Genomic DNA, 20,786 nt, shown 5'->3' with positions numbered 1-20,786 from the left:
TTTTATTTTTCCGTCGCGCGGATCCTCGATGAAACCGCAGAATCCGGGCAGCGGACACCCATCAGGCCGCAAAATAGAAGTTGCACTGAACGGGACTGAGTTGCATAAATCCCGCCGTCAGCGCGTCAGCTTGTGAAAAGCTTGAGCCGGGAGGTGCTGCGGTTCCACCCACGCCGACGCGGTGGCACACTTGGTGGACTATCGAGTGGCCGGGGGTCCACGTCAGGAGATCGTCATGGGCAGGCTGGTACGCGCGCGCACTTCCGGCCGGACGGCCGGCGAGCCATGATGGCCGGGTGGGCTTATCTCATGGCGGGAATCATGACCGTCGACTCGCTCCTCCTGGGATTGCTCCTGATGAACGTGAAGTGGCCGAGGCGTTGGAAGTAAAGCGGCCAAAACCGACGCGCACTGCGTCCGGCGACGCGGGAAATACCTGACGCGGCCGGTATACGGGCGCGCTGGGTATTTTGCGCATCGGCAGACACGGACCGCGTCCTCCGCGACCTCGAGCGTACGCAGCGCGACGGCATCCGGGCCGCCGTCGGTGGCTCTGCGCTTGAGGGTCCGGGCTACTTTGTCGCTCCGACGGTACTGGTCAGCGTGCCCGACGGGGCCGAATGCTCCCGCGAGGAGATCTTCGGGCCCGTCGTCACCACCGAGGCCTTTGCCAGCGAATAAAAAGCCATCACCCGCGCAAACGATGCGCCGTTCGGCCTTGCCGCCTCCATCTGGACCGAGGACGCCCGGCGCAGCCATGACTGGCATCCAGGATCGATGCCGGCACCGCCTGGGTGAACTCGCACCTGGTGCTGGCCAATGAAGTCCCGTGGGGCGGATTCAAGGGTTCCGGCTACGGGCGGGACCTGTCCGTCTACGCCCTGGACGACTACTCCAGAACCAAGCACGTCACGCACAACCGCGGGCGCTGAACTGCGGAGGACGACGGCGGGCGCCTCCCGCCGTCGTCCACGTCGCCGGAAACGTGCGGGTTCGCCGGTTGCTTCCGGCGAACCCGCAGTGTTCCGGCGATTTCGGCGCGCTAGAGGACCTTGCGGATGGTCTCTTCGAAGCTGGTGACGTGGTGCAGGGCGAGCTCCCCGGCCCTGTCCGCGTCGCCCTCGGCCACCGCTTTGAGCAGCTCCACGTGCTCGGAGATGTGGCCGCTGACCGAGGGGACCTTGTCCAGGACCAGGCACCAGATGCGCGTGGCCAGGTTGTCGTAGCGGATCAGCGTGTCCTCAAGATGCGGGTTGGCGGCGGCCCGGTAGATCAGGCGGTGCACCGTCAGGTCGTAGCGCATCAGCTCCCGGGACTCAGCGGGAAGCGGGGCCAGGTCCGCAATGGTCTTGGCGACATCCAGCAGTTCGCGGCGCATGGCGGCGTTGGCCCTCGTCGCCGCCCGGCGCGCCGCCAGCGGTTCCAGCAGTTCCCGGATTTCCGAGACATCAGCCAGTTCCGTGAAGTCCACAGTGGTGGCAAAGGTTCCCCGGCGCGGATAGGAAACCACCAAATGGTCCACCTCCAGCCGTTTGATCGCCTCGCGCACGGGAGTGCGGCCGAAGCCGAGCTCGGCGGCGAGCTGCCCGTCATTGATGGGTTCGCCCGGCCGGATTTCGAGCATGATCAGCTTGTCGCGCAACTGCCGGTACGCGGCCTCCGCCTGGGACAGGGCTTCGCCCTCTGCGGGCGGCAGGACGGTCAGTGCATTCACAGCTCGGCTCCGTTTCTGGATTCAACGTTTCTCGATTTCAACCGGAAGCTTGGTTCCACTTGGCTTCCGGCTATTGACTCTGGTGTGATCTCAATCATACCATTGTTCTCACACTGATATATCAGTCATAGCAATAGTGGTATTTCAAAGGAGCAACCGTGGTTGAGCAGTTGAACGAGCGACTTTCCGTAGTCGATCCCGAGGTGGAACAGGCCGTGGCGCGCGAACTGAAGCGCCAGCAGTCCACCCTCGAAATGATTGCGTCCGAGAACTTCGCCCCCGCCGGGGTCATGGAGGCACAGGGTTCGGTGCTGACCAACAAGTATGCCGAGGGCTATCCGGGCAAGCGCTACTACGGCGGCTGCGAGCACGTCGATGTGATCGAGCAGCTCGCCATCGACCGGGTCAAGGCCCTGTTCGGCGCGGAGTACGCGAACGTGCAGCCGCACTCCGGCGCGCAGGCCAACGCCGCCGCGATGTTCGCCCTCCTGGAACCGGGCGACACCATCATGGGACTGGCCCTGGCGCACGGCGGCCACCTCACCCACGGGATGAAGATCAATTTCTCCGGCAAGCTCTACAACGTGGTCCCGTACCACGTGAGCGAGCACAACCACTTGGTGGACATGGCCGAGGTCGAGGCCCTGGCGCTGGAGCACCGGCCCAAGATGATCGTGGCCGGATGGTCCGCATACTCCCGGCAGCTGGACTTCGCCGAGTTCCGGCGGATCGCCGACCTCGTGGGCGCATACCTCATGGTGGACATGGCGCATTTCGCCGGCCTGGTTGCGGCGGGGCTTCATCCGAACCCCGTCCCCTACGCCGACGTCGTCACCACCACCACGCACAAGACCCTCGGCGGCCCGCGCGGCGGCGTGATCCTGGGTAAGGCGGAGTACGCGCGCAAGATCAACAGCGCCGTGTTCCCCGGCCAGCAGGGCGGTCCGCTGGAACACGTGATCGCGGCCAAGGCCGTGGCCTTCAAGATCGCGGCGTCCCCCGAGTTCAAGGAACGCCAGGAACGCACGCTCGAAGGCGCCAAAATCCTCGCGTCCCGGCTCCTGAAGGACGACGTCGCGGCGGCCGGGATCTCTGTAGTCAACGGCGGCACCGATGTGCACCTGGTCCTGGTGGACCTGCGGGACTCCGAACTGGACGGGCAGCAGGCCGAAGACCGGCTCCACCGGATCGGTATCACCGTCAATCGCAACGCCGTCCCGTTCGATCCCCGCCCGCCCATGGTGTCCTCCGGCCTGCGGATCGGCACCCCCGCATTGGCCACCCGCGGCTTCGGTGCCGCGGAGTTCACTGAAGTGGCGGACATCATCGCCACCGCCCTCATCTCACAAGCACCCGGGGACGAGCTCAGCGACCAAATCGCAGCTGAACTGCGCGGACGCGTCAGCGCCCTCGCGGACCGCTTCCCCCTTTACCCGCATCTCGGCACCAGTACAGCGGCAACCGGGCTTGAGGCGGAACTGATTGGAGCAGCACGATGACCACCGAACACCTGCCCGAGCACCCGGACTTCCTCTGGCGCAATCCGGACCCCAAGTCCTCCTACGACGCCGTGATTGTGGGCGGCGGCGGACATGGACTGGCGACGGCATATTACCTGGCCAAGAACCACGGGATGACCAACATCGCCATCCTGGAAAAAGGCTGGCTGGCCGGTGGCAACATGGCCAGGAACACCACCATCATCCGCTCCAACTACCTCTGGGACGAGAGCGCGGCGATCTACGAGCACGCCCTGAAGCTGTGGGAGATCCTGCCGGAAGAACTCGAATACGACTTCCTGTTCAGCCAGCGCGGGGTCATGAACCTGGCCCACACTCTGGGCGATGTCCGTGAGAGCGTCCGCCGCGTCGGAGCCAACAAACTCAACGGCGTCGACGCCGAGTGGCTGGACCCGCAGCAGGTCAAGGAACTCTGCCCCATCCTGAACATCAACGACAACATCCGCTACCCGGTGATGGGTGCCACCTACCAGCCGCGCGCCGGCATCGCCAAGCACGACCACGTGGCGTGGGCGTTCGCCCGCAAATGCGATGAGCTCGGCGTGGATATCATCCAGAACTGCGAGGTCACCGGCTTCGTCAAGGACGGCAACAAGGTGGTGGGGGTCAAGACCAACCGCGGCACCATCAACACCGAAAAGGTGGGCCTCTGCGCCGCAGGGCACAGTTCAGTGCTGGCGGAAATGGCCGGGTTCCGGCTGCCCATCCAGTCCCATCCCCTCCAGGCACTGGTGTCCGAGCTCCACGAGCCCGTCCACCCCACCGTGGTCATGTCCAACCACGTCCACGTCTACGTCTCCCAGGCGCACAAGGGCGAACTGGTCATGGGCGCCGGCGTGGACTCGTACAACGGCTACGGCCAGCGCGGATCATTCCACGTGATCGAGCACCAGATGGCAGCCGCCGTCGAACTCTTCCCGATCTTCGCCAGGGCCCACGTGCTCCGGACGTGGGGCGGGATCGTGGACACCACCCTGGACGCCTCGCCGATCGTGGGCACCACCCCGGTGGAGAACATGTTCGTCAACTGCGGGTGGGGCACCGGCGGGTTCAAGGGCACACCGGCGGCCGGGCTGACGTTCGCGCACACCATCGCCACGGGAACCCCGCACAAACTCAACCAGCCCTTTGCGCTCGAACGCTTCGAAACCGGGGCCCTGATCGATGAACACGGCGCCGCCGCCGTTGCCCACTAAAAAACCTGCCCACTAGAAAGAGGTACGGACATGCTCTTGATTCCCTGCCCCAACTGCGGTCCCCGCGACGAGACCGAATTCCACTACGGCGGCCAGGCCCACGTGGCCTACCCGGAAAACCCCGCCGAACTCACGGACCGCGAATGGGCCGAGTACCTGTTCTACCGCGACAACACCAAGGGAGCCTTCGCCGAACGCTGGCTGCACAGCACCGGGTGCCGGCAATGGTTCAACATGCTCCGCGACACGCACACCTACGACATCCACGCCGTCTACCCGATGGGCCAGCTCCGCCCCGCCACGGGAACCACAGCCCCGAACGTCACCAGCCCCGTCTCCCCGGAAGGAGCAATCAAATGAGCGCTCAGCCGCAGTCCGCGCGCCTTAGCGCCGGCGGACGCATCGACCGCAGCGTCACCTGGCGCTTCACCCTGGATGGTCAGGAGTACACGGGCCACCCGGGCGACACCCTCGCCTCGGCGCTGCTGGCGAACGGCCGGCTGGAGGCGGGCAACTCCCTCTACGAGGACCGGCCCCGCGGCATCATGTCCGCCGGCGTGGAGGAGTCCAATGCCTTGGTCAAGGTCGCCGCCCGGTTCCCGGGCCACGTGGCCGAATCCATGCTCCCCGCCACCGCCGTGTCCCTCATCGACGGGCTCAACGCCGAATACCTCAACGGACTGGGAAAGCTGGACCCGGACGAGGACCGCGCCGAGTACGACAAGAAGTACGTCCACACCGACATCCTCGTGGTGGGCGGAGGCCCTGCGGGCCTGGCCGCAGCGCGGCAGGCCGTCCGCGCCGGCGCCCGGGTCATCCTCATCGACGACCAGCCCGAGCTCGGCGGCTCGCTGCTGTCCGGATCCACCGATCCCTCCCTCGCGGAGAGCATCGAGGGACAGCCCGCCCTGGACTGGGTGGCCAGTGTTGAAGCCGAACTGATCTCCGCGGCCGAGTGCACGGTGCTGAACCGCACCAGCGCCTTCGGCTCCTACGACTCCAACTACGTCATCGCGGCCCAGAACCGGACGGACCACCTCCTGGCCCCGGCCGCACCCGGCGTGTCCCGCCAGCGGATCTGGCACATCCGCGCCGCCCAGGTCATCCTGGCCCCGGGCGCCCACGAGCGCCCGTTGGTCTTCGAAAACAACGACCGCCCCGGGATCATGCTCGCCTCCGCGGTCCGCACCTACCTCAACCGCTACGCCGTGGCCGCCGGCTCCCGCGTGGTCATCAGCACCACCAACGACAGCGCCTACGCCCTGGCCGCCGACCTCCGCGCCGCCGGCATCGCCGTCGAAGCCGTCGTAGACGCCCGTCCGCAGCTGAGCGAAACGGCCACGGCAGCCGCCGCGGCCGGAACGCGGGTGCTGATCGGCAGCGCCGTCGCCAACACCACCGCTGATCTGTCCGGCGACGGCCGGCTCCTCGGCGTCACCGTCCGGAGCATCAACGACGCCGGCGAACTCACCTCCGGCATCGAACAACTCGCCTGCGACCTGCTCGCCGTCTCCGGCGGCTGGTCACCGGTGGTGCACCTGCACTCCCAGCGCCAGGGCAGGCTCCGCTGGGACGACGACCTCGCCGCCTTCGTCCCCAACAGCGTGGTGCCCACCCAGCAGGTGGCCGGCTCCGGCCGCGGCAGTTTCGCCCTGGGCGACTGCGTGGCCGAAGGCATCTCCGCCGGGGCCTCTGCGGTCATCGCCGCGGGCTTCGACTCCGACGTCGCACCCTCTGCCCCGACGCCGCCGCGCGCCTCCTCCCCCACCCGCCAGCTCTGGCTGGTCCCCGGCGAACAGGGCGGCCCGGAGGACTGGCACCACCACTTCGTGGACTTCCAGCGCGACCAGTCCGTGGCCGACGTCCTCCGCTCCACCGGGGCCGGCATGCGCTCGGTGGAACACGTCAAGCGCTACACCTCGATCAGCACCGCGAACGATCAGGGCAAGACCTCCGGTGTGAACGCGATCGGCGTCATCGCGGCAGCCCTCAAGCACGGCGGCGGGGAAACGGTTGCGGTAGGCGAGATTGGGACCACCGCGTACCGCGCCCCCTTCACCCCCGTGGCATTCGCCGCGCTGGCCGGACGCCAGCGCGGCGAACTGTTCGACCCTGCCCGGCTCACCTCGATCCACCCGTGGCACGTCGCCCAGGGCGCGCTGTTCGAGGATGTCGGCCAGTGGAAGCGGCCCTGGTACTACCCGCAGGACGGCGAGGACATGGACACCGCGGTCCTGCGCGAATGCGCGGCCGTCCGGGAGTCCGTGGGCTTCATGGACGCCACCACCCTGGGCAAGATCGAGATCCGGGGCAAGGACGCGGGCGAGTTCCTGAACCGCATCTACACCAATGCGTTCAAGAAACTGGCCCCCGGCTCGGCCCGCTACGGCGTCATGTGCACCCCGGACGGGATGATCTTCGACGACGGCGTCACGCTCCGCCTGGACGAGGACCGGTTCTTCATGACCACCACCACCGGCGGTGCAGCGAAGGTCCTGGACTGGCTGGAGGAATGGCTGCAGACCGAGTGGCCGGAGCTGGACGTGCACTGCACCTCAGTCACGGAGCAGTGGTCCACCATTGCCGTCGTCGGACCGAAATCCCGCGCCGTTCTCGCCAAAGTGGCTCCGGAACTGGCAGCCGACGGCGGTCTGGACGCCGAGGCTTTCCCGTTCATGACGTTCCGGGAGACCACCCTGGCCTCCGGTGTCCAGGCCCGGGTCTGCCGGATCTCGTTCTCCGGTGAGCTGGCCTACGAAATCAACGTCCCGTCCTGGTACGGGCTGAGCACCTGGGAAGCCGTGGAGGCAGCGGGCGCGGAGTTCAACATCACCCCGTACGGCACCGAGACCATGCACGTGCTGCGTGCGGAGAAGGGATACCCGATCGTCGGCCAGGACACCGACGGGACCGTGACCCCGCAGGACGCCGGCATGGAATGGGTGGTGTCCAAGGTCAAGGACTTCATCGGCAAACGCTCGTACGCCCGCAAGGACGCCGGCCGCGCCGACCGCAAGCATCTGGTCAGCGTCCTCCCCGTGGACGGCAGCATCCGGCTCCCCGAGGGCACCCAGCTGGTGGAGCAGGGCATCACGGTCAACCCCGCCTACGGGCCCGTGCCCATGCAGGGGTTCGTGACCTCGAGCTACCACAGTGCGGCGCTGGGCCGGTCATTCGCCCTGGCCCTGATCAAGAACGGCCGCAACCGCATCGGCGAAACCCTGGTGGCCGCCGCCGGCGACCAGCTGGTGGACGTCGTCGTCGCAGAAACCGTACTTTTTGACTCTGAAGGGACCCGCAAAGATGGCTGACACTGCAGCACTCGAAAATTCCAAGAAGATCCAGACCCTCCGGACCAGTCCGGCCTCGCTCCTGTGGACAGCATTTGAAGCGGGGTCCGTGGCGGGCACCGTGGAGCTGCGCGAGGTGCCGTTTCTGACCATGGCGGGGCTCCGGGTCGATCCTGCCGGCGAGGCCGGGGAGCGCCTGGGGGCCGTGGCCGGAGGCCTGCCCTCCGCGTCGGGGGAAGTCGGCGGCAACGGCGACACCGCGGTGCTGTGGCTGGGCCCGGCAGAATTCCTGCTCGTGGCCCCCGCGGAATCCCACGAAAGCCTGGGCGGCGAGCTCCCCCGGGGGCTCATCACGGCACTGGCGGACGGCCAGGGCCAGGTGGTGGACCTGTCCGCCAACCGCACCACGCTCGAACTCTCCGGCCCCCGCGCCCGTGCCGTCTTGGAGAAAGGCTGCGCGCTGGACCTGCACCCCCGGGTCTTCAAGACCGGGACGGCGCTGTCCACGGAAATCGGCGGCATCCCCGCCATTTTGTGGAAGACCGCGGACCAGACCTACCGGATCTTCCCGCGGGCATCGTTTGCGGAGTTCCTGGGCCGCTGGCTCCTTGATGCCATGCGCGAATATGCGTCCACCGAGGTCCCCTGATGGCGCTTAGCGTCCTGGACCTGTTTTCCGTTGGCATCGGGCCGTCGTCTTCCCACACGGTCGGCCCGATGCGGGCGGCCAAGCGGTTCGCGGACGGGCTAAAAAGCGACGGGCAGCTGAGCTCTACCACCAGGGTGCAGGCCGAGCTGTTCGGTTCCCTCGGCGCCACCGGCCGGGGCCACGGTTCGGACAAGGCCGTGGTCCTGGGGCTCCAGGGCCAGGACCCCGAGAGCGTGGACACGGGCACCGCAGATGACCAGGTGGCAGCCGCGGCCCTGGACGCCGAACTCCGGATCGGCGGGGACCACCGGGTCGACTTCAACTGGGACGAGGACCTAATCCTGCACCGCCGCAAATCCCTTCCGGCCCATCCCAACGGCATGACCTTCCGGGCACTGGACCATGCCGGAACAGTACTGAAGGAGCGCAGCTACTACTCGATCGGCGGCGGCTTCGTCGTCGACGGCACGGCCCGAGGCGCTGACCACGTGGTGGCAGACGATACGGTCCTGCCCTACCCGTTCACAACAGCCGACGAGCTCCTCAATATATGCCGCCGTAAGAATATGTCCATCTCCGACGTCATGCTGGCCAACGAACTCGTCTGGCGCAGCGAAGCCGAACTCCGGGAGAAGCTGTTGGCCCTGTGGGCGGTCATGCGCGAGTGCGTGGACAATGGCTGCGCTGCCGAGGGCATCCTGCCCGGCGGGTTGAACGTCAAACGGCGCGCCCCGTCGTTGTTTCGGACACTGGCAGCATCCGCCGTCAGCGCCGAGGCGGATGCCCGGAACCCTTCGCTCGTCCAGGTGCCGGCTGATCCGCTGCTCGCCATGGAATGGGTGAACCTCTTCGCGCTGGCCGTCAACGAGGAAAACGCCGCGGGGGGCCGGATTGTCACTGCTCCCACCAACGGCGCTGCAGGCATTGTGCCGGCCGTGCTGCACTACTACGTCAAGTTCGTCCCCGGAGCCGACGACGACGGCGTTATCCGCTTCCTCCTCACAGCGGCTGCCGTCGGGATCCTCTTCAAGATCAATGCCTCCATCTCCGGGGCAGAGGTGGGCTGCCAGGGCGAAGTCGGATCGGCCTGTTCCATGGCGGCGGCCGGACTCTGCGAAGTCCTGGGCGGCACCCCGGAACAGGTGGAAAACGCCGCCGAAGTCGGAATCGAACACAACCTTGGGCTGACCTGCGACCCCGTCGGCGGGCTCGTGCAGATCCCCTGCATCGAACGCAACGCCATCGCCAGCGTCAAAGCCATCAACGCCGCCCGCCTGTGCCTCCACGGCGACGGCAGCCACAAAGTCTCGCTGGACAAAGCAATCAAGACCATGCGCGAAACAGGAGCTGACATGAAAACCAAGTACAAGGAAACCTCCCGCGGGGGCCTCGCCGTGAACGTCGTGGAGTGCTGACCATGGCCGCGAACCAGACACCCGACACTGTGGAGCACGTCCTGACCCTGGACTGCCCGGAAACGCGCGGGATAGTCCACGCCGTTTCCGGCTTCCTGCTGGATCAGGGCTGCGACATCCTGGAAAGCAAGCAATTCGATTCGATGCTGGACGGCCACTTCTTCATGCGGCTCCATTTCGCCTCGGCCGGGGACCACGCCACGCAGGATTTGCTCCGGAACGCGTTTGTGCCGGTCGCCGAAAAGTTCGGCATGCGCTGGGAGCTGCGGCGGCACGGGACCAAACGGCGGGTCCTGATCATGGTCTCGAAATTCGAGCACTGCCTCAACGATCTGCTCTACCGGGCACGCACCGGTGAACTGCCCATCGAGATCGTCGGCGTCGTGTCCAACCATCCCGATCACCGGCGGACGGTTGAATGGCACGGCATCCCCTTCTTCCACGTGCCGGTCACCCCGGACACCAAGCCTGCGGCCGAACAGCGGCTCCTGGAACTGATCGACCGCATGGACGTGGAACTGGTGGTCCTGGCCCGCTACATGCAGGTCCTCAGCGACAACCTCACCCGCCAGCTGGACGGCCGCGCCATCAACATCCACCACTCCTTCCTGCCCAGCTTCAAGGGCGCGAAACCGTACCACCAGGCGCATGCCCGGGGCGTGAAGACGGTCGGTGCCACCGCCCACTATGTCAACGCGGAGCTGGACGAAGGGCCGATCATCTCCCAGCAAGTGGTGGAGGTGGACCATACCTTCGGCCCGGACGATCTCGTGGCTGCCGGACGCGATACCGAGTGCAAGGCACTCTCCAACGCCGTCCGCTGGCACTGCGAGGGACGCGTCATCCTCCAAGGCAACAGGACAGTGGTGCTGCGTTAGGTTCGGCACGGCGGTGGCTCCGGGAGCTGTCACGCTAGTCTTCAACTAGCTGTACCCGCCCGCTACCGCCCCGCCAGACAGAAACCAGCACCATGCCCCTTACCCTCGAGGACCGTGACGCCGCTGCCGCTCCCGCCTACCTCCTGCGGGGCACCCTCCTCAGCGACGGTACTGCCGGCCAGGACTCCGTGGTGGCGGTGAAAGACGGCCGGATCGCCTACGCGGGACCTGGCGGCGGCTTTGACGCCAGGCAGTTCCCGGGGGTGGAGGAGCTCCCGCTGCCGGACGGCAGTTCACTGCTTCCCGGGCTTGTTGACCTCCACTGCCATGGCGCCGCGGGCGGCGGATTCCCAACCGGGGAGGACCGGGACTGCCGGGAGGCGGTGGACTTCCTGCACCGCAACGGGACCACCACCCTGCTGGCCAGCCTGGTTACGGCCCCGGGCGCTGAGCTGGTGCGGTCGCTGGGCGTGCTCAAGTTCCTGGCGGCTGAGGGACTGATCGCAGGGGTCCATTCCGAGGGGCCCTTCCTCTCCTCGGCCCGCTGCGGCGCGCAGGACCCCCGCTGGCTCCGGGACCCCGATCCTGAACTGCTCCGGCGCCTGCTGGCGGCCGCCGGCGGGACCTTGCGGACCATGACTTATGCCCCCGAACTGCCCGGCGCCAGTGACCTGGTCCGGATTCTCACGGACCACGGCGTCACCCCCTCGCTGGGCCACACCAATGCCGATGCCCGCGTGGCGGCCGCCTCCCTGGCGGAGGCCGCGGTGCTTATGGGCAGTGCCTCGGCCGGAGGGGCCTTCGGGCCGCGGGCCCGGCCCACGGTGACCCATCTGTTCAACGGCATGCCTCCCCTGCACCACCGCAGTCCCGGACCCGTCGCCGCGTGCCTGCGACTGGCGGCCGCCGGCACAGCGGTGGTCGAACTCGTCGGCGACGGCGTCCACCTCGACCCGGAGACGGTCCGGATGGTGTTTGACCTGGTCGGAGCCGAGGGCATCGCGCTGGTGACAGACTCCATGGCGGCAACGGGGCTGTCCGACGGCACCTACGAATTGGGCAGCTCGGATGTTGTGGTGCACGACGGCGTGGCCACCCTGGGGCGCAACGGCGCCCTTGCCGGGGGCACGGCGACCCTGCTGGAGGTTGTCCGCGCCACCATCGCAGCGGGCGTGAGCCCCGCCGATGCCGTCATGTCCGCCACCCTGGTCCCGGCCCGCGTTCTGGGCTTGGAAACCGAGATCGGTGGCCTCCGGACCGGAATGCGCGCCGACGTCATCGCCGTTGACCCGGGCTTCGAACTCGTGGCCGTTTTGCGCGGCGGACGCATCCTGCCGGGACACCGGCACGCCGCGCATTAGCACCCTGATCCCGTGGCGCACCGGCGGCGACTGCGGAAGTTTCGAGCCGTCTTGTTTGTTGTTCTGATTGTGGGTAGAAATAACTTCCGGAAGGAGCCCGCCATGATCCGCATCGCGATCGTGCTCGGGAGCACCCGGCCCGGCCGCCTCGGAAAGGCCGTCGCCGACTGGGTCCATTCCCGGGCGTCAGAACGCGGCGATGCCCGCTTTGACGTCCTCGACGTCGCCGACTTCGATCTGCCGCTTCTCGACGAGCCGCTGCCGCCGTCCCTGGGCCGGTACAGCCTCGGGCACACCAAGGCCTGGTCCGAAGCTGTTGACGGATTCGACGGCTACATCTTCGTCACGGGCGAGTACAACCACTCCATTCCCGGGGCGCTGAAAAACGCCGTGGACTACCTCTACAAGGAGTGGAACAACAAAGCTGCCGGGTTTGTCAGCTACGGAAGCAGCGGCGGCATCCGCGCCGTGGAACACTTCCGCGGAGTTGCCGCAGAGTTGCAGATGGCGGACGTCCGGGCCCAGGTCGCCCTGCCCTTGGCCACAGAATTCGTGAACTACCGCGCCTTCGTTCCTACAGAGGCCGCGGAGCAGAACCTGCAGACCGTGTTTGACCAAGTGATCGCCTGGGCCGGCGCGCTGAAGATCCTCCGCCCGGACCAAACCCACGGAAGAGAAGACGCCAGCGCTGCCTAACTACTGCCTTGGCGGAACGCGTTTTACCGGGGCCAGCTGAGCCTTTTCCGACGTCCGGCTAAGCCGGGGTCTCCGTTCTGCGCCGCCGCCGACGGACGGGAGGCGTGTCCACACCGTGCGGTGCCGCGGCATAGGTGCTGGACTGAGGTTCTTTCTGGACTTGAACGGAATCGGGCACGAGGACATGGACCGTGCCGCCGGCCGTTTCCCGCGTAGCTCCGCCCGCGACGCCCCGAAGGTAGTCAAGCGCTCCCTCTTCACTGAGTCCGTACTCCCGCACCAGCGTCCGCAATGCCAGGCCGGCCAGCGCCCGGGAGAGCTGCGCCGAGGAGAGATCGGCGCTGCTCCCGGACCTCAGCGACAGCTGCTGGACCAAACGCAATGCCCGCGACAGGTGGCGGGCCAGCCGAGCCGCTGCGGTGATGTCTGCGCTGGTGAACACGTGCGGCCAGGGCGCGTACAAGTTCACCGCGGCCTGAAATACCGATGGTGGGCTCAGCGGAACGGACACGAGGGACTGGACTCCAAAGGCTGCTGCTGCGGCGGCGTACCCCGGCCAGCGCCGCTCGAGGGATGTGTCGCCCACAAACACAAATTCACCGCTGCGAGCGGCGGTGCGGGCAGGCCCGTCGTCGAAGGATCGCTGCGCCTCATCCGCGGCCCGCGCGGGTGCACTGCCCGCGGTCAGGGTGAGGGCCTCTGCGGACCCGAGCAAGGTGATTGCCCAGCTGATCCCGCGGCCGGGCCCGCCGAGGTCGTCGACAAACTCGCTCATGGCCTCGCTGAGGAAGGCGCCGACATCCGGATCGTTGAAGTGCAGCTCCCAGAAGGAGGCCTGACGATCCGGTCGGCCGTCTCTTGCAGTTCCTTGGGTCATGTTCCACGCTCGAGATCAAAGCACGCAGCTCACTGCTGAACCGATGAAAACAGCATACGTCCGGCCGGACACCGCCGCGCCAACCATCTGTCAAGGCCGGAGACCCTGCCGAATAACGCGGGGTCCCGGCGCGTTCCGGTGGGCTGTTCCCGTGAGCCTGTCCCGGTGAACTTGTTCCGGTCAGCCGTTCCGGTCACGGCGGCGAACCGCACCAGCCCCCGCGGCGGCCCAGGGAGGTTCCAACGTCCCTCCCTGGACCGCCCGCCCCGGCTTCAACACCAGTCGCGGAGGACCCGTCCGCCGTGGCACAACCATTTATACCCGCGTTCCCCCCGTCCCAAAAGAGCCATTTGGCCCGTCCAGGCTGGCCTTGGATTTCCACCCATTTCACCCCCGGCGGATGAGGTCCGTGCCGGCGTACAGGCAGACGATGGAGATGCCCGCCGATGCCCGATGCTCGGGGGCCAGCCCACCTGGGATAGGAGCTTCCAATGTCGAGACCGCACGCAATCCTCGTGGGATCCATCGCGCTCGGAGCCGCCGTCGCTCTGCTCACCGGGTGCAGCCCAAGCAGCCCGCCGGCCGCCACTTTAAGCCCTACGGCGACCATCTCGAGCCCGCCCGCGAGCATGTCGGCGGTCTGCGCTGCCGCCGATGCCCATGCCGCCGCTCTGAAAAATTTCAAGGACACGCTGAAGCCGGACGCCACGATCGAGCAGGTCCGCGCGGCCCAAGAGCAGGTCGCTAAGACCTATGAAGAGCTGGCCAAGGCAAGCGAGAACCTCGCCCAACAGCGGGCGGAGGCCGTTAAGTCCGCCGAAGCCAAGTTCAACGCCGCAGTCGCCGCGGTGCCTAACGACGCCACCTTGAAGCAGGCAGCTGATTCCCTCCGGGACGAAGCTTCGAACGTTGAGGCCGCGGTCCGCGACCTCCGGACCGAGGTCAAGTGCTAGTACGGCCTTTGTAGTGTCGCTGAAGGACCAGCGCAGCGGAATAAGCAAATGAACGACGGCGGGAACTCCCGCCGTCGTTCATTTGCGTTCACTACTTTGATTGACAAGTGCAAAACGTTTTGTGTAGCGTAGCTCACACCAGAAACAAAACGTTTTGCAAAGGGAAGTCAATGACGACAAGAGTGGGAATAAGGGATGTGGCCAAGGCCGCCGGGGTCTCAGTCACCACTGTGTCGCATGCCCTCAATGACGCCACGAGTTTCCGGGTGAAGGCAGCAACGCAGCAGCACGTGCGGGACGTGGCCAGGGATCTTGGGTATGCCCCGAATAAAATGGCCAGCGGACTGCGCAACCAGCGCTCCCAAATCCTTGGCCTGGTCAGTGACGAAATCACCACCACTCCCTTTGCAGGAGCCATGATCCGCGGGGCGCAGGACGCGGCCTACGACCGCGGCTATGTGGTGATGGTGGTCAATTCGGGCCTGGACAGCGAGCTCGAGAACCGTGAAATCAACATGCTCCGGCAGCATCAGGTGGATGGGGTGGTCTATGCCCGGATGTACCACCAAAGTGTCCAGGTGCCGGCGGAACTGGAGGGCCTTCCCACCGTGCTGTTGGACGCCGTCACCGGCGACAGGTCCATTTCGTCGGTTATCCCCGACGAGGTGGGCGCTGCCGAAACTGCTGTTGAAGCAATCATCCAGGCGGGCCACACCCGGATCGGGATGATCAACAACATGGACGACATCCCCGCTACGCACGGCCGCAGGGAGGGTTTCCTCAACGCTCTCCGGCGGCACGGCCTGGAGCACGACCCCCGCCATTTCGTGATCGGTCCGGCCGGAACCCCGGGAGGCCGCGAGGCCGGGCTGGGCCTTCTCGGTCAGCCCGACCGCCCCACGGCCCTGTTCTGCTTCAGTGACAGGGTTGCCATGGGCGCCTACCAAGCGGCCACTGCATTGGGACTGCGCATTCCGGAGGACGTCTCCATTGTGGGGATCGACAATCTCGAAATCATCGCAGACGCCCTGTGGCCGGGACTCACTACCGTCGCCCTCCCCCACTACCAAATGGGCAGGTGGGCGGTCAACCGAATCCTGGACGACATTGAAAATCCCGGCGTACCGGCAGCCCAGACGCAACTGGAGTGCCCCCTGATTGAGCGGGGGTCCCTCGGCCCGCCGGCAGGTTAGCTGATCGCCGGCAACAGACCGACGGCGACAAACAGCCATCACCAAACCGTTCCACCGCCCGGGCCGCACAAAAAGGGACGCAGCCGTTGCACCGGCCGCGTCCCGCCGGACCCGGGACAATCCCCCATGCAAAAAATCGGCAGAAAGATTGACCATGAACAAGCGATTCACCCGGATCCTAGCCACCAGTGTAGCCGCGGCGGCACTCATCGGTACCCTGGGCGCCTGCGGAAAAGGCAGCGCCTCCGCCTCGTCCGAGGGCTCCAACGAGATCACCATGTGGACCCACAACGCAGGCAACCCCGAAGAGCTGGCCGCAATTGAAAACATTGTGGACTCCTACAACAAGAGCGCCGGCGCCAAGGCCAAGATCAAGGTCCAGGCGTTCCCGCAGGACTCCTACAACGACTCTGTAGTCTCGGCCGCGGCCTCCGGAAAGCTCCCCTGCATCGTTGACATCGACGGCCCCAACGTCCCCAACTGGGCCTGGGCGAAGTACCTGACACCGCTGAAGCTCGAGACCGATGTTTCCAAAAATCTGCCGAGTACGGTGGCCAAGTGGGAGGGTGAAACCTACGCCGTGGGCACCTATGACGTCGCCCTGGCCATGCTCGCACGCGCTTCCGACCTCAAGGCGGCGGGTGTCCGCGTCGCCACCGTCGAGAAGCCGTGGACCAAGGACGAGTTCCAAGACGCGCTGACCAAGCTCAAGGCACTGGGCAAGTGGGAATACCCGCTGGACATGGGGACCGCCGGAACCGGCGAATGGTTGCCCTACGCCTACTCACCGTTCCTGCAGTCCTTCGGCGGCGACCTGATCAACCGCGACGGGTTCCAGTCCGCAGACGGCGCCCTCAATGGCGACAAGGCCGTCGAATGGGCCCAGTGGTTCCGCGGCCTTGCCGACCAGGGATTCATGGCTAAGAAGAGCGGCAAGGACTCCACCCAGGACTTCCTGAACAACAAGAGCGGCATTCTCTACACCGGCTCCTGGGCTGCCGACAAGGCACGCGCTGCGGTGGGCGCGGACCTCGTGGTCATGCCGTCGGTGGACCTCGGGAACGGCCCCAAGATCGGCGGCGCCTCCTGGCAGTGGGGCGTGACCAGCGGCTGCGGCAACTCCGCGGCAGCCATGGACTATCTCTCCTACTCACTCAAGCCGGAAAACCTGGCCGCAGTGGCGAAGGCGACGGGTACCATCCCGGCCACCGACGAAGCCGCCGCGCTCCTCCCCGAATATGCCAAGGGCGGCACCAACCGGATCTTCATGGAACTGTCCCGCAACTACGCGGTGATGCGTCCTGAAACCCCCGCCTACCCTTTCATCGCCACCGAATACGGCAAGGCTGTTCAGGACATCCTCGCCGGCGCCGACCCCAAGACGGCACTGGACAAGTCGGTCAAGGCCATCGACGCCAACATCAAGTCCAACGGCGGCTACAAGAACTAGCCGGCTGCCAGCGGTACGACGACGGCGGTGCGCAACCGCCGCCGTCGAAAGTACCCCCGGCCCTGACTGTCGACGGAGAAACCCATGACAACCACCCAGCTTCCCTCCACCGGCCGCCGTCTGGCGGATCCGGCCCCGGCCGCACCGCCCAACAAACCGCGCCGCCGGACGCGCCACCTGCGCGAACAGATCAGCGGGTGGGGAATGATCGCCCCGGCCGCGGTCCTCCTGCTCGCCTTCGTCTTCCTCCCGGCAATCCTGGGCTTCGGCCTGGCGTTTACCAACGCCCGGCTGGTGTCCCCGCGGCCCGTAGAGTTCGTCGGAACCGACAACTTCGCGCGGCTCTTCGCGGATCCCACGTTTTGGCGGTCGCTGCTGAACGTCAGCTATTTTGCCGTCGTGGTGGTGCCCGTCCAGTCCGGCATCGCCCTGGCGATGGCCCTCCTGATCAACAAGAAGTTCCGCGGCGTGAACTTCTTCCGCACCCTCTACTTCCTTCCCGTGGTGACGTCCATGGTGGTGGTGTCCCTGCTGTGGCTGTTCATGTACCGCAAGGACGGCCTGATCAACGAGATGCTGTCGGCGGCCAGCTTCGGCCTGATCAACGGCCCGGACTGGCTCAACGATCCCGCCACTGCCATGCCGGCCATCATCGCCCTGTCCATTTGGCAGGCCGCAGGGTTCCACATGATCATCTGGCTCGCAGGCCTGCAGAGCATCTCCGGCGAACTGTACGAGGCCGCCCAACTCGACGGGGCCAGCCGCTGGCATCAGTTCCGTTACGTGACCTGGCCCGGACTCAGACACACCCGCACCCTGGTCCTGGTGACCATCACCATCCAGGCGCTCGGGCTCTTCGACCAGGTCAGCGTCATGACCCAGGGCGGCCCCCTCGATTCCACCACCACCATCATCTACGAGGCGGTCCGCTCCGGCTTCAAGCAGCAGGAAACGTCCTATGCCTCGGCCATCTCGCTCGTATTCTTCGTCCTCGTGCTGCTGATCTCCGCAGTGCAGCGCTACCTGACCCGAGAGAAGGACTGACGTGAAACAGACGCTCCATTCAAAGGGTCTCAGCAGCGCAGCGACCATGGCGGTACGCATCCTGTTCGCTGCCGTCGCCGCCTTCCCCATCGTGTTCATGATGGTGTCCTCCCTCAAGCCGGACCAGCAGATCTTCGGCGACATGTCCTCCGTGGCAGCCTTCCTGCCGATCGGAAACATCTCCCTGGACAACTACACCGCAGTGTTCGACCGGGTCCCGGCCGCCCGATTCCTCATCAACTCCATCGGCATTTCCGCCGTGACGGTGGTGCTCGGCATCTTCATCAACAGCCTCTGCGCGTTTGCCCTGTCCCGCATGGAAGTTCGCGGCAAGCGCGTGGTATTCACCGCGATCCTCGCCACCCTCATCGTGCCCTTTCAGACGCTGGCACTGCCGCTGGTGTGGTGGGTCAACCAGCTGCCGTACTTTGAGCTCAACGGCTTCAGCCTAGAGATCTCGAAGGGCTGGCTGGACACCTACCAGGTCCAGATCATCCCCTTCATCGCCAACGCGTTCTCCATCTACCTCTACCACCAGTACTTCGAGTCCATTCCGAAGGAACTGGACGAGGCGGCCCGGATCGATGGCGCCGGCTGGTTCAGCATCTACCGCCGAGTGGTTATGCCCCTTGCGGGACCGGCCACCGCCACCGTTGCCATTCTGACCTTCCTCCCCGCCTGGAACTCGTACCTGTGGCCGCTCATGGTGGTCCAGTCCGAGGAGCTCCGCCCGGTGATGATTGGCATCCAGTACTTCTTCCAGCTCAACGTCTCCTGGGGCGAGGTGATGGCTTACGCATCACTCATCACCATTCCCGTGGTGGTCCTGTTCGTCGCGTTCCAGCGTTCCTTCATCAACAGCATCGCCTCCAGCGGCGTCAAGGGCTGACCGGCCTCCTCACGCGAAAGCCCACAACACCCTCATGAAAACAATCACCGATCTCGACTGCCAGTACCGGCCCAAGTGGCACTACTCCGCGGAGCGCAACTGGCTCAACGACCCCAACGGGCTGGTCTACTCCAACGGCATCTACCACCTCTTCTACCAGCACAACCCGCACGGCACTGAGTGGGGCAACATGTCCTGGGGCCACGCCACTTCCACAGACTTGCAGCACTGGGAGGAGCAACCCGTTGCCATCGAGTGCGATGAGCAGGAGGCCATCTTTTCCGGCTCCGCAGTGGTGGATGTCCAAAACACCAGCGGTTTCGGCGTAGGAACAGTACCGCCCCTTGTGGCCATCTACACCAGCGCGTATTCGCCCGCGTCGCCGCTCGCGGGACGGCAGGCACAGTCCCTCGCCTACAGCACGGACGAGGGCGCCACCTGGACCAAGTACGCCGGGAACCCCGTGCTTGACCGGCTGTCCCCGGACTTCCGGGACCCCAAAGTCTTTTGGTACAACGGCGGCGCCGGCGGCTACTGGGTGATGGTCGCCGTCGAGGCACTCCACCACGAAGTGGTTCTCTACAAGTCTGCGGACCTGTTGTCCTGGGAGTACCTGAGCACGTTCGGCCCAGCGAACGCAACGGGAGGGGTATGGGAGTGCCCGGACCTGTTTGAACTGCCGGTGGACGGCGATGCCTCAAACACCCGGTGGGTCATGGTGGTAAACCTGAGCCCCGGCGGTATCGCCGGCGGTTCAGGCGGCCAGTACTTCATTGGAACGTTCGACGGCGTGACGTTCCGTTCCGAAACCACCGTCACCGAAGGCGTGCAGGCCGACGACAGCCGGATGGCCGAGTACGGATGGCTGGACTGGGGGCGGGACTACTACGCGGCCGTATCCTTCAGCAATGTTCCGGACGGCCGGCGGCTCATGATCGGCTGGATGAACAACTGGCAGTACGCCGCCGCAACACCCTCAGAGGGCTGGCGCAGCGCGATGTCCCTGGTCCGCGAAGTCAGGCTGGTGTCCCGCGGCGGCCGCCCCTTGCTGGTGCAGGCGGCGGTGGACCCGTTCGACCACCACGGTACAGAGCTGTTCGCCCTGGACCGGCAGCCGTTGGCGGACGGGGTGACCTGGCTTCCAGCCGGGGCCCGCGGTGACGTGCTGAGGATCGATGCCGAATTCGAGCCGGGCGCTGCCCGCAGGGTAGGTCTCGTGCTCAGGGCCGGCAGCGAATCCGGCGGTGCATCCGGTTCCGGGCCCGGAGCCGGAGAGCGCACTGTCCTGGCATACGACTGCCTCACGGCGGAGCTCAGCCTGGACAGGACCGAATCCGGCAACGTGGGGTTCCACGAGGCATTCGCGTCGGTAGAGCGCGTTGCCGTGCCGTTGGAGGACGGCCGGTTACGGATCCGGGTCTTCCTGGACCGCTGCTCCGTCGAGGTCTTCGCGCAGGACGGCCTGGCGACCGTCACGGATCTGGTTTTTCCGGCACACTCCGGCAACGCCGTCGGGCTGCTGGCAGAAGGCGACGGCGGCACCCTGGCGAGTCTCGCCGTCGTCGGCTGACGCCGGCGCGGGCGCGCAGTAGTTCCGAACACCATCGACTCTGACCCCTGCCGACCGATACAGTTCCCGAATCTGTTCCGGACACTTCTTG

19 protein-coding genes are annotated in these 20,786 nt (G+C 66.2%); 17 read left to right on the top strand and 2 right to left on the bottom strand.

The annotated features are described in order from the left end of the window. Nucleotides 1-411 precede the first annotated feature (411 nt). Nucleotides 412-681, top strand: coding sequence for an aldehyde dehydrogenase family protein (locus AC1DEM_RS03995; protein ID WP_476883241.1), 270 nt, complete (start codon nucleotides 412-414; stop codon nucleotides 679-681). 113 nt (nucleotides 682-794) lie between these two features. Then, on the top strand, nucleotides 795-932 hold the full coding sequence (locus AC1DEM_RS03990) for an aldehyde dehydrogenase family protein (protein ID WP_476883222.1): 138 nt from the start codon (nucleotides 795-797) through the stop codon (nucleotides 930-932). Between the two features lie 110 nt (nucleotides 933-1,042). Here the strand turns inward: AC1DEM_RS03990 and AC1DEM_RS03985 are convergent, their stop codons facing one another. Further along, nucleotides 1,043-1,714 carry a GntR family transcriptional regulator gene (locus AC1DEM_RS03985; RefSeq protein ID WP_476883221.1) on the bottom strand — a complete coding sequence of 224 codons (672 nt, stop codon included), beginning with the start codon at nucleotides 1,712-1,714 and terminating at the stop codon, nucleotides 1,043-1,045. Nucleotides 1,715-1,872: 158 nt separating this feature from the next. Between AC1DEM_RS03985 and glyA the strand changes: the two genes are divergently transcribed. The 9 genes from glyA (at nucleotide 1,873) to AC1DEM_RS03940 (ending at nucleotide 12,719) form a co-directional block, all read left to right on the top strand. Then, nucleotides 1,873-3,213 (top strand): serine hydroxymethyltransferase, encoded by a 1,341-nt coding sequence (glyA, locus tag AC1DEM_RS03980; protein WP_476883220.1) that lies wholly within the window; start codon nucleotides 1,873-1,875, stop codon nucleotides 3,211-3,213. Next, nucleotides 3,210-4,430: a sarcosine oxidase subunit beta family protein gene (locus AC1DEM_RS03975; RefSeq protein WP_277525147.1), complete on the top strand. Its 1,221-nt coding sequence runs from the start codon at nucleotides 3,210-3,212 to the stop codon at nucleotides 4,428-4,430. Before glyA ends, AC1DEM_RS03975 begins: the two co-directional genes overlap by 4 nt. A 30-nt stretch (nucleotides 4,431-4,460) precedes the next feature. Next, the gene (locus AC1DEM_RS03970) at nucleotides 4,461-4,790 is read left to right on the top strand and encodes a sarcosine oxidase subunit delta (RefSeq protein ID WP_476883219.1); all 330 of its coding nucleotides are present in this window, start codon (nucleotides 4,461-4,463) and stop codon (nucleotides 4,788-4,790) included. Next, nucleotides 4,787-7,741: a 2Fe-2S iron-sulfur cluster-binding protein gene (locus tag AC1DEM_RS03965; protein ID WP_476883218.1), complete on the top strand. Its 2,955-nt coding sequence runs from the start codon at nucleotides 4,787-4,789 to the stop codon at nucleotides 7,739-7,741. The genes AC1DEM_RS03970 and AC1DEM_RS03965 overlap by 4 nt, the downstream gene beginning before the upstream one ends. Further along, the gene (locus AC1DEM_RS03960) at nucleotides 7,734-8,369 is read left to right on the top strand and encodes a sarcosine oxidase subunit gamma (protein WP_476883217.1); all 636 of its coding nucleotides are present in this window, start codon (nucleotides 7,734-7,736) and stop codon (nucleotides 8,367-8,369) included. The genes AC1DEM_RS03965 and AC1DEM_RS03960 overlap by 8 nt, the downstream gene beginning before the upstream one ends. Then, nucleotides 8,369-9,784 carry an L-serine ammonia-lyase gene (locus tag AC1DEM_RS03955; protein ID WP_476883216.1) on the top strand — a complete coding sequence of 472 codons (1,416 nt, stop codon included), beginning with the start codon at nucleotides 8,369-8,371 and terminating at the stop codon, nucleotides 9,782-9,784. The genes AC1DEM_RS03960 and AC1DEM_RS03955 overlap by 1 nt, the downstream gene beginning before the upstream one ends. A gap of 2 nt (nucleotides 9,785-9,786) precedes the next feature. Then, the gene (purU, locus tag AC1DEM_RS03950) at nucleotides 9,787-10,662 is read left to right on the top strand and encodes a formyltetrahydrofolate deformylase (protein WP_476883215.1); all 876 of its coding nucleotides are present in this window, start codon (nucleotides 9,787-9,789) and stop codon (nucleotides 10,660-10,662) included. A gap of 92 nt (nucleotides 10,663-10,754) precedes the next feature. Then, entirely contained in the window at nucleotides 10,755-12,023 is a 1,269-nt protein-coding gene (locus AC1DEM_RS03945; RefSeq protein WP_476883214.1) for an N-acetylglucosamine-6-phosphate deacetylase, read from the top strand. 102 nt (nucleotides 12,024-12,125) lie between these two features. Beyond that, nucleotides 12,126-12,719, top strand: coding sequence for an NADPH-dependent FMN reductase (locus AC1DEM_RS03940; protein ID WP_476883213.1), 594 nt, complete (start codon nucleotides 12,126-12,128; stop codon nucleotides 12,717-12,719). Between the two features lie 58 nt (nucleotides 12,720-12,777). Here the strand turns inward: AC1DEM_RS03940 and AC1DEM_RS03935 are convergent, their stop codons facing one another. Further along, nucleotides 12,778-13,596: a GAF domain-containing protein gene (locus AC1DEM_RS03935; protein ID WP_476883212.1), complete on the bottom strand. Its 819-nt coding sequence runs from the start codon at nucleotides 13,594-13,596 to the stop codon at nucleotides 12,778-12,780. A gap of 491 nt (nucleotides 13,597-14,087) precedes the next feature. On the opposite strand from AC1DEM_RS03935, the gene AC1DEM_RS03930 reads away from it, so the two are divergent. The 6 genes from AC1DEM_RS03930 (at nucleotide 14,088) to AC1DEM_RS03905 (ending at nucleotide 20,695) form a co-directional block, all read left to right on the top strand. Continuing rightward, entirely contained in the window at nucleotides 14,088-14,549 is a 462-nt protein-coding gene (locus AC1DEM_RS03930) for a hypothetical protein (RefSeq protein WP_476883211.1), read from the top strand. 170 nt (nucleotides 14,550-14,719) lie between these two features. Further along, nucleotides 14,720-15,742, top strand: coding sequence for a LacI family DNA-binding transcriptional regulator (locus tag AC1DEM_RS03925; RefSeq protein ID WP_476883210.1), 1,023 nt, complete (start codon nucleotides 14,720-14,722; stop codon nucleotides 15,740-15,742). 154 nt (nucleotides 15,743-15,896) lie between these two features. Next, entirely contained in the window at nucleotides 15,897-17,192 is a 1,296-nt protein-coding gene (locus tag AC1DEM_RS03920; protein WP_476883209.1) for a sugar ABC transporter substrate-binding protein, read from the top strand. Between the two features lie 84 nt (nucleotides 17,193-17,276). Next, nucleotides 17,277-18,236 (top strand): carbohydrate ABC transporter permease, encoded by a 960-nt coding sequence (locus AC1DEM_RS03915; protein WP_476883208.1) that lies wholly within the window; start codon nucleotides 17,277-17,279, stop codon nucleotides 18,234-18,236. 46 nt (nucleotides 18,237-18,282) lie between these two features. Further along, entirely contained in the window at nucleotides 18,283-19,125 is an 843-nt protein-coding gene (locus AC1DEM_RS03910) for a carbohydrate ABC transporter permease (protein WP_476883240.1), read from the top strand. 34 nt (nucleotides 19,126-19,159) lie between these two features. Next, nucleotides 19,160-20,695, top strand: a complete 1,536-nt coding sequence (locus tag AC1DEM_RS03905; protein ID WP_476883207.1) for a glycoside hydrolase family 32 protein — start codon at nucleotides 19,160-19,162, stop codon at nucleotides 20,693-20,695. Nucleotides 20,696-20,786 lie beyond the last annotated feature (91 nt).

The sequence above is a fragment of the Arthrobacter sp. 05T420 genome, assembly GCF_056396305.1.
Note: the sequence above shows the minus strand (reverse complement) of the source record. Positions and strands in the feature narration are given on the sequence as shown.

What these genes read in the sequence shown, in the direction of transcription:
- AC1DEM_RS03930 (WP_476883211.1), top strand. Translation starts at nt 14,088, where the DNA reads ATGTCGAGACCGCACGCAATCCTCGTGGGATCCATCGCGCTCGGAGCC.
- AC1DEM_RS03970 (WP_476883219.1), top strand. Translation starts at nt 4,461, where the DNA reads ATGCTCTTGATTCCCTGCCCCAACTGCGGTCCCCGCGACGAGACCGAA.
- AC1DEM_RS03920 (WP_476883209.1), top strand. Translation starts at nt 15,897, where the DNA reads ATGAACAAGCGATTCACCCGGATCCTAGCCACCAGTGTAGCCGCGGCG.
- AC1DEM_RS03975 (WP_277525147.1), top strand. Translation starts at nt 3,210, where the DNA reads ATGACCACCGAACACCTGCCCGAGCACCCGGACTTCCTCTGGCGCAAT.
- AC1DEM_RS03940 (WP_476883213.1), top strand. Translation starts at nt 12,126, where the DNA reads ATGATCCGCATCGCGATCGTGCTCGGGAGCACCCGGCCCGGCCGCCTC.
- AC1DEM_RS03955 (WP_476883216.1), top strand. Translation starts at nt 8,369, where the DNA reads ATGGCGCTTAGCGTCCTGGACCTGTTTTCCGTTGGCATCGGGCCGTCG.
- AC1DEM_RS03960 (WP_476883217.1), top strand. Translation starts at nt 7,734, where the DNA reads ATGGCTGACACTGCAGCACTCGAAAATTCCAAGAAGATCCAGACCCTC.
- AC1DEM_RS03915 (WP_476883208.1), top strand. Translation starts at nt 17,277, where the DNA reads ATGACAACCACCCAGCTTCCCTCCACCGGCCGCCGTCTGGCGGATCCG.
- AC1DEM_RS03965 (WP_476883218.1), top strand. Translation starts at nt 4,787, where the DNA reads ATGAGCGCTCAGCCGCAGTCCGCGCGCCTTAGCGCCGGCGGACGCATC.
- purU (WP_476883215.1), top strand. Translation starts at nt 9,787, where the DNA reads ATGGCCGCGAACCAGACACCCGACACTGTGGAGCACGTCCTGACCCTG.
- AC1DEM_RS03935 (WP_476883212.1), bottom strand. Translation starts at nt 13,596, where the DNA reads ATGACCCAAGGAACTGCAAGAGACGGCCGACCGGATCGTCAGGCCTCC.
- AC1DEM_RS03905 (WP_476883207.1), top strand. Translation starts at nt 19,160, where the DNA reads ATGAAAACAATCACCGATCTCGACTGCCAGTACCGGCCCAAGTGGCAC.
- AC1DEM_RS03945 (WP_476883214.1), top strand. Translation starts at nt 10,755, where the DNA reads ATGCCCCTTACCCTCGAGGACCGTGACGCCGCTGCCGCTCCCGCCTAC.
- AC1DEM_RS03925 (WP_476883210.1), top strand. Translation starts at nt 14,720, where the DNA reads ATGACGACAAGAGTGGGAATAAGGGATGTGGCCAAGGCCGCCGGGGTC.
- AC1DEM_RS03910 (WP_476883240.1), top strand. Translation starts at nt 18,283, where the DNA reads ATGGCGGTACGCATCCTGTTCGCTGCCGTCGCCGCCTTCCCCATCGTG.